Origin of the sequence: Propionibacterium cyclohexanicum (genome assembly GCF_900111365.1) — a bacterium.
Classification (GTDB): domain Bacteria; phylum Actinomycetota; class Actinomycetes; order Propionibacteriales; family Propionibacteriaceae; genus Propionibacterium; species Propionibacterium cyclohexanicum.
In genome coordinates this window covers 51,685-66,536 of sequence record NZ_FOGZ01000018.1, presented here as the reverse complement: position 1 = coordinate 66,536, position 14,852 = coordinate 51,685, and the positions used below count along the sequence as shown (strand labels likewise).

Sequence of the window (14,852 nt, the reverse complement as noted above, 5' to 3'; positions counted from 1 at the left end):
CTACCGCAGACAGCTGAAACGACTAGCCAACATCATCCACCTCGTCACACGCCTCGAACTCTACCGGCTCGGCTGGTAACCGAGTTAGGAATAAGTCTCTTAGTACATCGATAGCCGACTCCTGAGTGGTGAGGTCCTCACATATTTCACAAATGTTCGTGTACCCATCTCGTACCTTGATGGTTTCATCACGACACTTTGCAAACTTTAACAGCCAACCAGGACCAAGCACATGAATTGCTCTAAGAAGTACGTCTGATGTTGCGCGAGCATATACTTCTGTTAGTTTTTCCTCGAGGACGTTCCCCATGCTGAGCACCGAGTTACCGGTGATTCTGATTCCACAGCAGGCACCAACCGTTCCTTCACTGTCAATGAAGATCTAATCCAGATTAGCGATCGTTATCGGCCGGCGATGCCGACAGGCCGGTCCGCCAGGCACCTGTCAACGGTTAGTCCGCGGGTGCGGCCGAGCAGGAACACCTGGCCCGGGCAGCGCGGAAGCCCGCAGAACCACCGGACAGCTGTGCCGATAGGCGGTCAGGCCATCGACGCAGTCGCTGCGAGGGGTCGACAGCACCAGGCTGAGGAAGCATGGCCTCGGCGGAGAGCCCACCCTCACCTGGGGCTGAACCAGCGTGGGGTGGGACCAGCCGGCCCCACCTGCAGAACACCGGTCGAGCCTCAGCCCTGATGGGCGCGCCTGGCCGACCAGGCCGAGGCCACCATGTCGTCGAGGCTGTTGCGCATCTTCCAGTCGATGTCGCGGGCAGCGAGCTGGCCGTCGGCGACAATTCGGGCAGGATCGCCTGGACGTCGTGGTCCGACCTCGGGCTCGAAGGCCTGGCCGGTCACCCGGGCGATCGCATCCATGATCTCGCGCACCGACGAACCCGAACCGCTGCCGAGGTTGTAGGCCTTCTCGAGCTTCTTGCCTGCCATCATCGCCTCGGCTGCCGCCACATGGGAGCGCGCCAGATCGGCCACGTGCACATAGTCACGCACGCAGCTGCCGTCGGGCGTTGCGTAGTCTCCGCCGTTGATGCGCGGCGTCTTGCCTGCCAGCAGCATGTCGAAGACGATCGGGAAGAGATTGTGGGGGCTCGTGTCGTAGAGATCGTCGCTGCCCGAGCCCACGACATTGAAATAGCGCAAGTTGACGCCCTGCCACGCCGGGTCGACGGGCTCCATGTCGGCGTTGAGCCATTCGCCGATGAGCTTCGACTGGCCATAGGGCGATTCGGGACGCAGCGGGGAATCCTCGGTGACCACTTCCGAATCAGGGGTGCCGTAGACCGAGGCCGAACTGCTGAACACGTAGCGGTGCACCCCCGCGTCGGCCATCGCCTGCAGGATGCTCACCGTGCCGGTGACGTTCTGGTTGTAGGTGTGCAGCGGGCGCGAGACCGATACCCCGGCGTACTTGAATCCCGCAACATGCACCACTCCGTCGCAGGAGTACTCGGTGAGGGCACGCTGGACCAGCGCCGTGTCGAGGATCGTTCCGCGGATGAAGGGCACGCCGCGGGGCACGAAGGATGCATGTCCGCTGGACAGGTCGTCGATGACGACGGGGTCGATCCCGGCTTCCTGGAATGCTCGCACGACATGCGAACCGATATAGCCTGCTCCTCCGGTGACCAGCCAGCTCATCTCGTCCTCCTCGTGAGCCGCCATCGTGGCGGCCCAGACACTGTGGGATCCACCCGCACCGCGAGCGCGGCGCGCCGGGGCCGCGACCCGGCTTCCACGGCGCAGCCTGTGCAAGTCTGTCACAGTTGTCGCTCACCGGCCCAGCGGCCCCAGCGTTCACCTCGAAGGGCCCTCCGCCAGCGGGCGCGGGCTCCGCGATACTCAGGCGGCGCCGAGATAGGTGCGGCGGATCCGGTCATCGTCCAGCAACGCCGAACCGGCGTCGTCGTACATGATCTGGCCGACCTCGAGCACATAGCCGTGATCAGCCAGCGTCAGGGCTGCCTGCGCGTTCTGCTCCACGAGGAGGATCGTCACGCCGTCGCGGCGCAGCTGCTCGATCGTGCGCATGATCGTGGTGGTCATGAGCGGGGACAGGCCCATCGACGGTTCGTCGAGCATGAGCAGCCGCGGGCGGCTCATCATGGCCCGCCCGATGGCCAGCATCTGCTGCTCGCCGCCGGAGAACAGGCCGGCGCGCTGACGCCGCCTCTCCCCCAGGATGGGGAAGAGCTCGAAGATCTTGCCGAGGTCGTCGTCCACCTGGGAATCGCGCCGCGAGTAGGCGCCCAGCCGCAGATTGTCCTCGACACTCATCTCGGGGAAGATCCTGCGTCCCTCGGGTGACTGGGCGATCCCCTTGGCCACGATCTTGTGCGGCTTGAGCCCACCAATCGGCTCGCCCTCGAAGAGGATCGACCCCGACTCGGGCCGCAAGAGCCCCGAGATCGTGCGCAGCGTCGTGGACTTGCCGGCACCGTTGGTGCCGAGCAGACACACGATCTGGCCCTCGTCGATGGTGAAGCTGATTCCCTTGACGGCACGGACGCGGCCATAGGCCACGACCAGGTCCTTGACCTCAAGCATCGGTGCCATGGTCGTCCTCTCGCGTCTGGGTGCCGGCTGGTGCCTCGGGCTCGAAGGGGGCACCGATATAGGCCTCGACAACTCGCTCGTCGGCCTGCACCTGCGCCCCGGTGCCAGTGACGAGTACCTCGCCGCGCACCAGACAGGTCACCCGATCGCACAGGCTGAAGATGAAGCGCATGTCGTGCTCGATCACCAGGACGGCCAGGCCGAGGTCGCGGATCCGGAAGATGAGTTCCTCGGCCTCCTTGGTCTCCTGCGGGTTCATGCCTGCGGTCGGCTCGTCGAGCAGGAGAAGCTTCGGCTCGGTGGCCAGCGCGCGGGCGATCTCCAGGCGCCGCTGGTGCCCATAGGGCAAGGAACGCGCCAGATCGTCGACATGGTCCGCCAGCCCCACGAAGCCGAGCAGCTCCATCGCCCGGGCACGGCAATCGGCCTCCTCGCGATGGTGGCGGGGAGTGCGAAATACCGCGTCGAGGGCATTCGCGTGGGTGCGGCAGTACATGCCCACCAGGACATTCTCGAGGGTGGTCATGTTCTGGAAGAGCCGGATGTTCTGAAAGGTGCGGGCCACGCCGGCGCGGGCCACCTTCGCCGGGCGCGGCGGCAGCAGCTTACCGGCGAAGACGACCTCCCCCGAGGTCGGACGGTACATGCCTGTGAGGCAGTTGAAGAAGGTGGTCTTCCCGGCACCATTGGGCCCGATGAGGCCGACGATCTCACCGGAGTGCACTTGGAGGTCGACCTTGTTGACGGCCACCAGGCCGCCGAAGCGCATGGTCACCTGGCGGGCGTCGAGCAGCATCTGACCGTGCTCGATGGCCGACAGATCGCGGGTCGTGGTTGCAGTACTCATCATGCCTCCGCCGGGGTGGCGCCAGCCGCTCGGACCGGGTGGTGCGGATCGGACTGGACGAAGTTGCCCGGCAGGGCCTCGGCCAGTTCCTCGGCCATCTCCTCGTCCTCGTCGTGGAACTCGAGCTGACGCCGCCTGTTGGGCACGAGCCCCTCGGGCCGGAAGCGCATCATGAACACGAGAGTGAGGGCGAAGATCAACAGGCGATAGTCAGAGAAGAAACGCAGCTTCTCGGGCAACAGCTTGAGGATCACCGCGCCGGCCAGCACGCCGCCGACGGTGCCCATGCCGCCCAGCACGATGCCCGCCACCAGGAAGGAGGACTCCATGAACACGTACTGGTCGGGTGTCACCGAGACGTCGACGTGCGCCTTCACCGAACCGGCCACCCCGGCCAAGAAGGCACCGCCGGCAAAGGCCAGCAGCTTGAGGCCGAAGGTATTGATGCCCATCGCCTCGGCCGCCCGCTCGTCCTCGCGGATCGCGACCCAGCCGCGGCCGATGCGCGAGCGGTTGAGATTGGTGAAGATGAGAATGATCACGGCGATCACGACGAGCATGAGCCAGTAGTAGTTGGCGAAACGCCCGATCTCCACGCCGAGCAGCGTGTGGGGCTGGCCGAAGTTGAAACCGAAGATGCTCAGATCGGGAACGCCGGGAATGCCATTGGATCCGTGCGTGAGGTCGGGACCGTCATTGCCGTCCAGATTGTTCATGGTGATTCGGAAGATCTCGCCGAAGGCCAGCGTGACGATCGCCAGGTAGTCGCCCGAGACACGCAGCGTTGGTGTGCCGATCACCAGGCCGAGCAGCGCGGAGACACATCCCGAGATGAGCACGACGACGAGGAACGGCGGGTGCCAGTGCAATGTGGCGAAGGCCGAATTGGACAGCATCGCGGCGGTGAAGGCGCCGGCCCCGAGGAAGGCGATGTAGCCGAGATCGAGCAGGCCGACCAGGCCGACGACGATATTGAGGCCCATCGCGGTCGCCGCGAAGATGAGCACCTGCGTCGCGATGGACATATTGGCGTCCGAACCGCCCTGGGTGAACGGGAAGACGTAGGCCACCACGAAGCAGGTGAGCACCAGGACGGGCCGGTTGGCGGCGGTGATCACCGCAACCCAGCCCATGACGCCCAGCTTGCCCAGAATGAGGAAGATGCCGATGGCGAAGACCCCGAAGGCGATGAAGCCCACCGCATCGGTCTGGCCCAGGCCGAAGGCGGCTGCGAACATGGCCAGCGCCAGCAGCGCCACGATCGCAGTGATCTGCAGCCACTGCGGCGACTTCACCCGGAACAGGGTGGGCGGGCGATCCTGGGGCGCCATCCTCGTGCCGAGCCAGCCGAGCAGGGCGCCGGCCAGCGCCAGCCACGCTCCGGGGTCCGCGTTGACGAGTCCGCCGAGCTCCACGCCGATACCGAAGACGATGAGCACGATGTAGAGGAGCGCTGTGCTGGCGGCCGCTCTCGCGCCGTTGTGCCAGGCCATCCTGCCGAGCGGGCTCCTGGCCGATCGGCGGGCGGCGAGCTCCCCCAGGACGAGGCAGACCAGCAGCAGTGCTGCGGGGATGGCGAAGATGATCTGCAGCGGGGAGGGGCTGAGGGTGTAGGTCATATTGTCCAGCGCCTGCGGCTGCCAGGCCCACGACCAGAAGATCGAGACGATGGACACGACGCCGCCCAGCGCGCCCAGCACCAGTCCAGCCCGGTCGTGGCGCCGCAGCCAGGCGAAGACGGTCTGGGTGGCCTGGGCCAGTGCGTTCGTCATGCCCGATCCACCACCTTCGAGCCGAGCAGCCCCTGGGGCCGGAAGACCAGCACGAGGATGAGGATGACGAAGGCCCACACATCCTTCCAGGCCGATCCGCCGAACTGGCCCGGGATATAGGTGGTGGCCATCGCCTCGACGACGCCCAGCACCAGCCCGCCGACGACCGCTCCATTGATGTTGCCGATACCGCCGAGGACGGCTGCCGTGAAGGCCTTGAGCCCAGCGGTGAAACCCATCCGGAAGTCGATATTGGAGTAGCGCAGCCCGTGGGCCACACCGGCGACTGCGGCCAGCGCGGCGCCGAGCGCGAAGGCGATCATGATGACCCGGTCGACGTCGATGCCCATGAGGCTGGCAGTGGCAGGGTCCTGGCTCGTGGCAATCATGGCGCGGCCCGATCGCGTGCGGTTGATGAAGAACCACAAGAAGGCGGTGCACACCGCGAGCGCTGCGAGGGTGAAGATGGCCGACATCTGCACGTCCACCCCGCCGATCCGCACCGAGACACCTGAGATGCCGGCAACATCGGGGAAGCGGATGGCGGCATGCGCATCGGGGAACCCGGGGATGCGCCCGTAGAACAGCCGGAAGATCTCCTGCAGGCTGATCGACACTCCGATCGCGGAGATCAGTGGGGCCAGTCGGGGGGCGTCGCGCAGCGGACGGTAGGCCAGCCGCTCCATGAGCAGGGCAATGCCCACTGCCGCGATGATGCCGCCGATCATCATGAGCGGCAGCATGACGCACAGGCCGAAGAGGGTGCTCACATGGGCGGGTGAACCCATGAGGAGATAGACGGTGAGGGCGCCGAACGCACCCGACATGAAGATCTCGCCGTGAGCGAAGTTGATGAGTTTCACGATGCCGTAGACGACGGTGTAGCCGACGGCAATGAGGCCGTACAGGGCCCCCAGGGACAACCCGTTGATGAGTTGCTGGAAGAACATGTTCACGATTGGCTCCAAAGACGGTTTTGCTGGGTGTGCAAATCGCGGGCTGCTGCGCGCGGGGGTGAGCGGCGCGCAGCAGCCGCATCCGACTCCGGAGTCTCAGGACGCTGCAGAGGCTGAGGGTGAGGCCGAGGACGAGGCTGAGGCGGACGAGCCCGAACCGGTCTGGAAGTCGTCGGTCTTCTCGGGCACCCAGGTGCCGTTCTCCACCTTGTAGACGGTGAGGATGCGGGTCTTGGCGTCGCCGTACTGGTCGAAGGCGACCTTCCCGGTCGTGCCGTCGAAGGAAACCTGGCCGACGGCCTTGATCTCGGCCGTCCTGGCCTCCCGGGGCGAGGAGGCGTTCTTGAGGCTCTCCGCTGCGGCCTTGATGATGGCGCGCGCCGCATCGTAGGCGTAGGGCCCATAGGCGCCGTACTCCTCGGAATAGCCGGCCTTCTTGTAGGCGTCGACGAAGGCCGCCGCGCCGGGTAGCTGGGCCGCCGGGGCGCCCACCGAGGTGGCCAGATCTCCGGTGGAGGTGGCTCCGGCCAGCGAGATGTACTTCGGGTCGTAGATACCGTCCCCGCCGAACAGCGGAACGTTCAGTCCGGCGGCCTTCATCTGCTGGGAAAGCGGCCCGGCCTGAGGATATTCGCCGCCGTAATAGACGAACTTGGGATTGGTCGCCTTCACCTTCGAAATGACGGCGCTGAAGTCCTTGTCATCGGGATTGATTGTCTCGGCGGTGGTGATCGTGCCGCCATCCGCCGTGAAACCCTCGGTGAAATGCTCGACGAGCCCCTGCCCGTAGGTCTTCTTGTCGTGGATCGTGGCCGCCGAGGTGAGGCCCGCCCCGAAAGCGTATTTCGCGGCGAAGGGACCCTGCACATCGTCGGTGGTGCAGGTACGGAAGTAGGACTCCCACTGGCGCTTGGGATTGGCCAGGTCCGATCCCTTCGTCAGTGATGGGTTGGTATTGGCGGGCGAGATGAGCACGATGTTCGCGGAGTTGTAGATCGGCGCGACCGACTGGCCGACCGATGAGTTGAGCGGTCCGACGACCCCGATCACCTCGTCGTCGGCCGCCAGCTTGGTGGCTGCGTTCTTGCCGGCATCGGCGCTGGCCTGGTCGTCCTCGGCGTCCAGGACGAAGGTCCAGCCCGGCACGAGATTCTGCTCGTTGGCCTGCTTCACGGCGAGATCGACGGAGTTGCGCATGCCCAGGCCCATCGCCGACAAATCGCCCGACAGTGGGACCGCAACCCCCACTTTGACGGTCTTGCTTGCCGCACTGCCCGAACCGGTCGCAGAACCGCGACTTCCACAGGCTGAGAGGGCAACGGCTACCGAAGCACCAGCTATGCCACCGAGAAATGCTCGTCGTGTCGCCACGATTACCTCCATGAGTCGAGTGAGCCGACGGCTCGAACTGCCTAAGAAGGTAACGGCGAGAACTGCCCGCACACAGCGAAGACCAAACGAATCGCAGAACTGTTACACGACGACACAGAACCGTAATGAAATGCCTCGCCGGCGCTCACATGCGCTCGGGCGCCTCGATGCCCAGCAGCTCCAGGCCCTTCGCCAGGACCTGCCGGGTGGCAGCGCACAGGCCGAGCCGTGAAGCGCGCACCTGGCCCTGCGAGCGCAGCACCGGGCAGTTCTCGTAGAAGGAGGAGTAGATGGTGGCCAACTCGAACAGATAGGTGCACAGCTTGTGCGGGGTGAGTTCCTCGGCCACCTCGTCGACCGCCTCACCGAATCGCGTCAGCCAGAGGGCGAGCTGCTGCTCCGGTGCCTGCGCAAGGACACTCACCTCGGGCGCTGCGCTGCGCGCCGGGACCCCGCCGGCGGCCTCGGCCTCCTCCCGGGCGCGGCGCAGGATCTGGCTCACCCTCGCATGGGCGTACTGCAGATAGGGGCCGGTGTCGCCGGTGGTCTGGGTCATCCGCTCCGGGTCGAAGACGTAGTCCTTCTGGAGGCTGTTCGACAGATCGGCGTACTTGATGGCGGCCAGCGCAATGGCAGGCGTGGCGTGTTCCTCGGCCTGATCGAGCAGATCGTTGAGCAGCGAGGCGGTGCCCTCGCGGGTGGAGAGCTTCTTGCCGTCGGCCCCCAGCACCATGCCATAGCCGACGTGCTGGGCGCGCACCCCGGAAGGCAGATAGCCGGCCTTGCGGCACACCCCGAAGACCAGGTTGAAATGGTATGTCTGCTCCGAGCCCACGACATAGATGAGCCGGCCGGCACCGAGATCGGCGACCCGGTGGCGCACTGCAGCGATATCGGTGACGTCATATCCATAGCCACCCTGGGAGTTGCGCAGGATCGCGGGGGCATCGAAACCGTCGACGAAGACCACGAGCGCACCCTGGTCGACTACGGCGATGCCGCGAGATTCCAGATCCTCGCAGACCGCAGGCAGCGCCTCGTTGTAGGTGGACTCACCGGCATAGTCGCCCGGGCCGAGTCTGACTCCCATCCGGGCATAGGTGGCGTCGAAGCCCCGCTTCGACAACTCGACCAGGCGCTGCCACATGGCACGGGTCTGCGGATCGCCTGCCTGGAGCAGCACCACCCGCTCGCGGGCCCGGTCGGCGAACTGCTGGTCGGCCTTGAGGTGGGCATTGGCGCGCTTGTACAACTGCTCGGCGCCTGCCAGGTCGAGCTCGTCGAAGCCCGCACCGTCGAGGCTGAAGCCCTCGTCGAGGGCCTGTTCGATGAGCATGCCGAACTGGCGTCCCCAGTCGCCGATGTGGTTCTGGGCAATCACCCGGTGGCCCTGAGCCGACAGCACCCGATTGAAGCAGTCACCGATGATCGTTGACCGCAGGTGCCCTACGTGCATCTGCTTGGCGGCATTGGGGGCCGAGTAGTCGATGACGATCGTGCTCGGCGAGGTGGCCTGCGCGATCCCTGCGTGCGGATCGTGCAGCTGGGCGGTCACGGCAGCGGCGAGCACATCGGAACGCAGCCGGAAGTTGATGAATCCCGGCCCGGCGATCTCGGGGGTCTCGCACAGATCGGCGACATCCAGCGCCTCCACGATCGACGCCGCCACCTCCCGGGGCGGGCGACCCTGTGCCTTGGACAGTCGCAGGGCGACATTCGACTGGAAGTGGCCGAACTGGGGCTTGGTGGCCGGGCGCAGTTCCGGGTCCGCTCCGGTGACGGCCTGGATGCGTGCTGACAACTGGGAGGGCAGGGACGACATGGCGGACATTCTTCCACGGCCCGGCCGCTCGACACCGCGCCCAGGGCTGGCTGCGCGTGGCGCCGCGGTCAGCGGCCGTGCCGTGCCAGCGCCTCGCGCACCGAGGTCTCCTGGGAGCCCAGGATCGGCTGCCGGTCGGTCGCCAGGTCCCAGACGAGCTTGACGTTCGACCCGAGTTCGCGCACCTGCCCGCGCCGCCAGGTGCGCGAACTGTGCGACTGCTCGTTGCCCACTCCGACCGCGTCCATGCCGACCATCCGGCAGGTCGTCACCGCCCGGTCGATGTGGTAGCTCTGGCCGAGCACCGTCACCGATTCCACCCCGAAGATGTGCTTGGCCCGATAGCAGGAGTCGTAGGTGTCCAGCCCGGCATAGTCGGCCACGACATCGGCGGAGGGTACTCCCCGGGCCACCAGATAGCTCGCCATGGCGGCCGGTTCGGAGTACTCGATGGTGCGGTTGTCGCCGCTGACCAGGATGACGCTCACCGCACCTCGCGCGTAGAGGGCTCGCGCATCGTCCAGCCGCCCGCGCAGATAGGGCGAGGGGGTGCCGTCGGCATTGAGGCCGGCACCGAGCACAAGGGCGACATCGCGTCGAGGGGCATCCGCGCTGGTGAACACCTTGTCGTGCGCGACGGCGCGAACCCAGATCCAGGGTCCGCCGACCACCACGAGAGCCGCCACGAGCAACCCGCCCACGACAGTGGCGAGCCACCGGCGACGACGGCTAGTGCTGGCCCGGGCTGTCACGGCACCGATGGTACCGACGCCAGCTTTGCCGCCCCCGCGATCCGCGTCGGCGGCGAGGCCGCCGGCGCCCTTCCCAGACCACAGCTGCGTGCGGCTCATCTGGGCCCAGTCCCCGGATGCAGCAGCCAGCGACGCAGGGTCTCGGTGCGCTCGCGCACCTGGTCGGTGGTGCAGCCGGCCAGCGCTGGGCCGCCGCACTCGCGACGAACCGCGGCGTGTACATGGGAGTGCGGCATCCCAGCGGTGCGCGCATACTGCGAGACGAGGGAGTTGAGCTCCTTGCGGGCGGTCTCCAGGGCCCGGTGCAGACTCACCTCGGGGGAGACCTTGTCCTTGCGATCCTGGCGTTCCTGGCGGCTCAGTTGGCGGCGCTGCCGCTCGCGCAGCAGCGTGGCGACCTGTTCGGGCTCCAGCAGCCCGGGCAGACCGAGGTAGTCGGCCTCGTCGCGGCTGGTCGGCTCGGCAGGAAGCCCGTAGTCCTGGGCGTCGAAGAGCACATGGTCGAAGCTCGCCGAGGATGCGATCGCCTCGAACGAGCCGAGCAGGTCGTCACTGGCCTGCTCAGTGCGGTTCGCCTGCTCGATGAGCGCCTCTTCGGGAGCCCACAGCTCGTCCTCGGCGTGCTTGGGCTTGCCGATCACGTGGTCGCGCTCGCGTTCGAGCAGCGAGGCGTGAGACAGCAGGAGCGGCACGGTGGGAAGGAAGATGGTTGCCACCTCGCCGCGGCGTCGGGTGCGCACGAAACGCCCGACCGCCTGGGCGAAGAACAGTGCGGTGCTCGTGGCGGTGGCATAGACGCCGACCGACAGCCGCGGGACGTCGACGCCCTCGGAGACCATCCGCACTGCCACCATCCAGCGGGAGTCGCCCGCCGCGAACTCGTCGATCTTCTTGCTGGAGCCCGCATCGTCCGACAGGACGACGGTGGCTGCCTCGCCGGTGATCGAGTGCAGGATCTTCGCATAGGCACGGGCCAGCTGCCTGTCCGAGGCGATCACCAGTCCGCCGGCGTCGGGCGTGGCATTGCGCACCTGGCTGAGCCGGGTATTGGCGGCGGCGAGCACCGAGGGAATCCACGATCCCTTGGGGTCAAGCGCGGTACGCCAGGCGTTCGCCGTGAGGTCCTTGGTCATCGGCGCGGCCAGATCGGCCTCGACCTCGTCTCCGGCCCGGGTACGCCAGCGCATCTGGCCGCCATAGGTCATGAAGACCACGGGACGCACGACATGGTCGCGCAGCGCATCGGCATATCCATAGCTGTAGTCGGCGCACGAATGGAGGGCGCCGTCGTCGCCGCGCTCGTAGTGCACGAAGGGGATCGGGGTCTCGTCGCTGCGAAACGGCGTACCGGTCAGCGCGAGCCGCTTCACGGCCGGGGCGAAGGCCTCTGCAATGGCATCGCCCCAGCTCAGCGCGTCCCCAGCATGGTGGATCTCGTCGAAGATGACCAGCGTCTTGAAGTTCTCGGTGCGGGCCCGATGGTGGAAGACGCGGGCGGCGACACCGGCGTAGGTGACGACGACGCCGTCGTACTGCCGTGAGCGGCCCCCTCGCGAGGATCCCCCGAGGCCGGGGTCGAGCTGGATGCCCACCTTGGCGGCCGCTTCGGCCCACTGGGCCTTGAGATGCTCGGTGGGGCAGACCACGGTGATCCGCTGCACCCGCCTGGCGCTGAGCAATTCGGCGGCGACGCGCAGCGCGAAGGTCGTCTTGCCAGCACCGGGGGTTGCCACGGTGAGGAAGTCGGTGGATCCGGTGGCGCGGTAGAGCTCGAGCGCGGCCGACTGCCAGGCGCGCAGTCGCCCCGAGGTGCCCCATGGCGCGCGCCCCGGGAAAGCGGGCGAGATGTGTTCGAAGGCCGAACTGCTCATGCTGGCGGTAGCCGGCCCTCTCGTCCGCCCTCGACGATGTTGCGCTGACGATCGAGGAATTCGTGCAAGAGGGCATCCGCGTGGATGCGCAGCCGGGCGAGCTGGCGGCTGCGCTCCCGCCCGTGGTATCCCGTGGACACCAGATCGAGTGTGGCGTCCAGGGCATGGACGCGTCGGCGCCACGACTCCACGACCACACGGTCGTCCTCGCCGCCCACCTCGACCATGGCCAGCTGGGCCCTGAGCACGCCCAGCGTTGCTCGAATCCGCCCCTCGGGGGTGCGTGCGCGGGCTGCTTCGCTGAGCCTGTCGAACAGGTGATGGGCCTGCTCGGTGTTGTCGGGGCTCGTCAGCCGCGCGACGAGCTCGGCGGCAACTTTCGCGCCATAGGCCACCGTGAGATCCTTGAGCAGCCGCGCCAGCGGCGCCGGAATCTTCATTCTCGCTCCTCCGCTCGCCTGCTCCATGGGCCGCTTCGGCATCCGACCGCTTCGGCCCCGCCCAGATCAGCATCGTAGGCGATTGCCCGGACCGCCCGCTTGCTCCACACGACCTGGTGGATCGGCTTCTCCACACGACCTGGTGGATCGGTTGTGGACAAGGGGCAAGAATTGTGCACACAGCGGCCCGGGCTGTGCACAGCGGTGTGGAGTCGCGAAGTACTCGGATGTAATTCGCCGCGCCGCGGCGCGCCGTGGCGTTCCATGGCCTAGAACTGTGAGAACAAGATCGCCGCACCCCCGGGAGCGGCGTGGCTACAGCGACGCACCGCAGAGCAACCGCTCGGCAGGCCCGCACCACCGGCTCGGGGGCGGCGCTGCCACCACCGGAGAGGGTGGCACCTGGTGGGGTTGCCACTCTGCGCGGGCGCCAAGCCGGAATTGTCACCGCGCCTCTTCGGCTTGGGGGCCCCTGCCAAGGCAGGGGCCCTTCGCACGCCCGGGGTACTCGGCCTGCCCGTCATGGGCGCTGAGCGAAATCGGGGGCTATCCATGGGCAAATCGGCACCCCCGGGTTTGTTCGGCCACCGGTACGAGGCACGCTGGTTTCGGGACTGCAACACGCCGGCCGTTGCCCTCCAGTCATTGCTCACAGAAAGCCCACAGCAGGTGCTCAGGCACCAGACATCGCCGGGCAGTGAAGTATTGGTCACAAGGCATCACCGTGCTGGCCTCGCTTTTCGAGGCGGGCACGCATCCCGTCATGATGTGGAAGGGCAGTCAGATGGACGAGCGGCACGAGAACAACGACGCATGGTCGGGTGCGGCCGCGCCCAGTGAGCACGGTCAAGACACCCCAGCCACATCCGGCGGTTCCGGCGAGCAGGGCTATGGCGCCCCCACCGGCTGGTCGGCTCCCGAGGGTTACTGGGGTGCCTCCTCGGCGGCTCCCCAGCCGGGAGAGGCCCGGGCCTTTACCTCGCCAAGCGGCGATCGGGACTGGACCAGCCAGACCCTTCACGACGACGCCGCCCCCTCGGGCGAGCCCGGCCCCCGCTCGCAGGGCCAGTACCGGCCGGGCCCCTATCCGCAGGCTCCAGCCGGCTCCCAGTCCGACTGGGATGCCTGGTATTCCTCATTCTCTGGCGGATATCCCACCGACCCGAACGGTCCCCTCGGCCCGGCCAGCACTGGCGGGCGCCCGCCGAGGAGGGGCTGGGGCGCCCGGATCGCCGCGGTCATCGCAGGCCTGGCGTTGCTCATCGCCGCAGCGGCGTCGATCATCGTGCCGAATCTGCGCAGCAGCGGCCTCCTGCCGCTCGCCCCCTCGTCGAGCGCCTCCGGCTATCCCGGGCAGGGCGGCTCGGGTTCCTCGAGCGACGCCTCCGGCCCCAGTTCCAGCCAGATCGGCACCGGCCAGACCTCGGTGCAGACACAGACCGACGCTTCCGCCCAGCAGAGCAAGGGTGTCGTGCTCATCGATACCACCACGACCTCCGGCTCGGCGGCCGGCACCGGCATGGTGCTCAGCGCCGACGGCTATGTGCTGACGAACTACCACGTGGTGGAATCGAGCACGGCGATCAAGGCGACGCTCGCGAGCAATTCCAAGACCTACACGGCCACCGTCGTCGGCCACGATGCCACCAACGATGTGGCACTGCTCAAGCTGTCCGGGGCGAGCGGGCTCACCCCGGTCTCCCTCGACGATGACGGGGTGAAGATCGGTGACAAGGTGACCGCTGTCGGTAACTCTCAGGGCCAGGGCTTCCTCTCCGCCGCACCCGGCTCGATCACCTCCACCTCCGCAACGGTGACAGTGAGCAGCGAACTGTCGAGCACTGGCTCGGAAACCCTGAAGGACGTCTACCAGACCGATGCGCAGGCCGTTCCGGGCGACTCCGGAGGCCCCCTGTACGACAGCGAGAACGAGGTGGTGGGAATCACCACCGCCGGGGAGCAGTCGAACAGCGGCCCGCAGGGGCAGACCAGCACGGTGGCCAGTTGGGCGGTCCCGATCGCTCGCGCACTGTCGATCGTCGACCAGATCGAGTCCGGCAAGGAGTCCGCAACCGTGCGCATCGGCCCCAAGGCCTATCTGGGCGTCACCGTCCAGGCCTCCCCTGCCGGCGGGCTCGTCATCGCCCAGGTGGTCGCAGGCGGGCCGGCCGATCGAGCCGGACTGCAGGTCGGCGACTCGGTCACAGCGATCAACGGCACGCCGATCGCGAACCAGTCCGATCTCAGCGACGCGCTCGACGAGCTGGAGCCCGGTGAGAAGGCACGGCTGAGCGTGATCGACGGGAGTTCCGGAGCAGAGAACACCGTCACCCTCACCCTGGGGTCCTCGCCGATCAACTGATCTGCCTCACGGGGCATCACGATCCGCCCACCGGACCGCCCCACCTCGATCGGGCGGTCCGGAGTGCGACCGTGCCGCCCGATCTCTTCTC

11 protein-coding genes are annotated in these 14,852 nt (G+C 67.2%); 1 reads left to right on the top strand and 10 read right to left on the bottom strand.

Going from position 1 to position 14,852, the window contains the following annotated elements:
- Nucleotides 1-684: 684 nt before the first annotated feature.
- The 10 genes from galE to BMX93_RS09105 all read right to left on the bottom strand — a co-directional run bounded on the left by galE (nt 685) and on the right by BMX93_RS09105 (nt 12,399).
- Nucleotides 685-1,653, bottom strand: a complete 969-nt coding sequence (gene galE, locus BMX93_RS09150) for a UDP-glucose 4-epimerase GalE (protein ID WP_091970302.1) — start codon at nt 1,651-1,653, stop codon at nt 685-687.
- Nucleotides 1,654-1,854: 201 nt separating this feature from the next.
- On the bottom strand, nt 1,855-2,559 hold the full coding sequence (locus BMX93_RS09145; protein ID WP_425438779.1) for an ABC transporter ATP-binding protein: 705 nt from the start codon (nt 2,557-2,559) through the stop codon (nt 1,855-1,857).
- Nucleotides 2,552-3,418, bottom strand: a complete 867-nt coding sequence (locus tag BMX93_RS09140; protein ID WP_245725809.1) for an ABC transporter ATP-binding protein — start codon at nt 3,416-3,418, stop codon at nt 2,552-2,554. The genes BMX93_RS09145 and BMX93_RS09140 overlap by 8 nt, the downstream gene beginning before the upstream one ends.
- Nucleotides 3,415-5,187 (bottom strand): branched-chain amino acid ABC transporter permease, encoded by a 1,773-nt coding sequence (locus tag BMX93_RS09135; protein ID WP_091970296.1) that lies wholly within the window; start codon nt 5,185-5,187, stop codon nt 3,415-3,417. The genes BMX93_RS09140 and BMX93_RS09135 overlap by 4 nt, the downstream gene beginning before the upstream one ends.
- Complete coding sequence (locus tag BMX93_RS09130) at nt 5,184-6,137, bottom strand: branched-chain amino acid ABC transporter permease (RefSeq protein WP_245725812.1); 954 nt, start codon at nt 6,135-6,137, stop codon at nt 5,184-5,186. The genes BMX93_RS09135 and BMX93_RS09130 overlap by 4 nt, the downstream gene beginning before the upstream one ends.
- Before the next feature lie 102 nt (nt 6,138-6,239).
- Nucleotides 6,240-7,391 carry a branched-chain amino acid ABC transporter substrate-binding protein gene (locus BMX93_RS09125; RefSeq protein ID WP_245725808.1) on the bottom strand — a complete coding sequence of 384 codons (1,152 nt, stop codon included), beginning with the start codon at nt 7,389-7,391 and terminating at the stop codon, nt 6,240-6,242.
- Between the two features lie 268 nt (nt 7,392-7,659).
- On the bottom strand, nt 7,660-9,336 hold the full coding sequence (gene argS / locus BMX93_RS09120; protein WP_091970291.1) for an arginine--tRNA ligase: 1,677 nt from the start codon (nt 9,334-9,336) through the stop codon (nt 7,660-7,662).
- Nucleotides 9,337-9,404: 68 nt separating this feature from the next.
- On the bottom strand, nt 9,405-10,187 hold the full coding sequence (locus BMX93_RS09115) for a SanA/YdcF family protein (protein ID WP_091970289.1): 783 nt from the start codon (nt 10,185-10,187) through the stop codon (nt 9,405-9,407).
- Nucleotides 10,184-11,959 (bottom strand): DEAD/DEAH box helicase, encoded by a 1,776-nt coding sequence (locus tag BMX93_RS09110; protein ID WP_091970287.1) that lies wholly within the window; start codon nt 11,957-11,959, stop codon nt 10,184-10,186. The genes BMX93_RS09115 and BMX93_RS09110 overlap by 4 nt, the downstream gene beginning before the upstream one ends.
- The gene (locus tag BMX93_RS09105; protein ID WP_091970285.1) at nt 11,956-12,399 is read right to left on the bottom strand and encodes a hypothetical protein; all 444 of its coding nucleotides are present in this window, start codon (nt 12,397-12,399) and stop codon (nt 11,956-11,958) included. Before BMX93_RS09105 ends, BMX93_RS09110 begins: the two co-directional genes overlap by 4 nt.
- A gap of 697 nt (nt 12,400-13,096) precedes the next feature.
- Here BMX93_RS09105 and BMX93_RS09100 point away from each other — a divergent pair.
- Entirely contained in the window at nt 13,097-14,761 is a 1,665-nt protein-coding gene (locus tag BMX93_RS09100) for a S1C family serine protease (RefSeq protein WP_177170161.1), read from the top strand.
- Nucleotides 14,762-14,852: the final 91 nt, after the last annotated feature.

Excerpts from the sequence above, each read along its gene's own strand:
- galE (WP_091970302.1), bottom strand. The coding sequence starts at position 1,653 with ATGAGCTGGCTGGTCACCGGAGGAGCAGGCTATATCGGTTCGCATGTC.
- BMX93_RS09140 (WP_245725809.1), bottom strand. The coding sequence starts at position 3,418 with ATGATGAGTACTGCAACCACGACCCGCGATCTGTCGGCCATCGAGCAC.
- argS (WP_091970291.1), bottom strand. The coding sequence starts at position 9,336 with ATGTCGTCCCTGCCCTCCCAGTTGTCAGCACGCATCCAGGCCGTCACC.
- BMX93_RS09105 (WP_091970285.1), bottom strand. The coding sequence starts at position 12,399 with ATGAAGATTCCGGCGCCGCTGGCGCGGCTGCTCAAGGATCTCACGGTG.
- BMX93_RS09130 (WP_245725812.1), bottom strand. The coding sequence starts at position 6,137 with ATGTTCTTCCAGCAACTCATCAACGGGTTGTCCCTGGGGGCCCTGTAC.
- BMX93_RS09110 (WP_091970287.1), bottom strand. The coding sequence starts at position 11,959 with ATGAGCAGTTCGGCCTTCGAACACATCTCGCCCGCTTTCCCGGGGCGC.
- BMX93_RS09135 (WP_091970296.1), bottom strand. The coding sequence starts at position 5,187 with ATGACGAACGCACTGGCCCAGGCCACCCAGACCGTCTTCGCCTGGCTG.
- BMX93_RS09115 (WP_091970289.1), bottom strand. The coding sequence starts at position 10,187 with ATGAGCCGCACGCAGCTGTGGTCTGGGAAGGGCGCCGGCGGCCTCGCC.
- BMX93_RS09145 (WP_425438779.1), bottom strand. The coding sequence starts at position 2,559 with ATGCTTGAGGTCAAGGACCTGGTCGTGGCCTATGGCCGCGTCCGTGCC.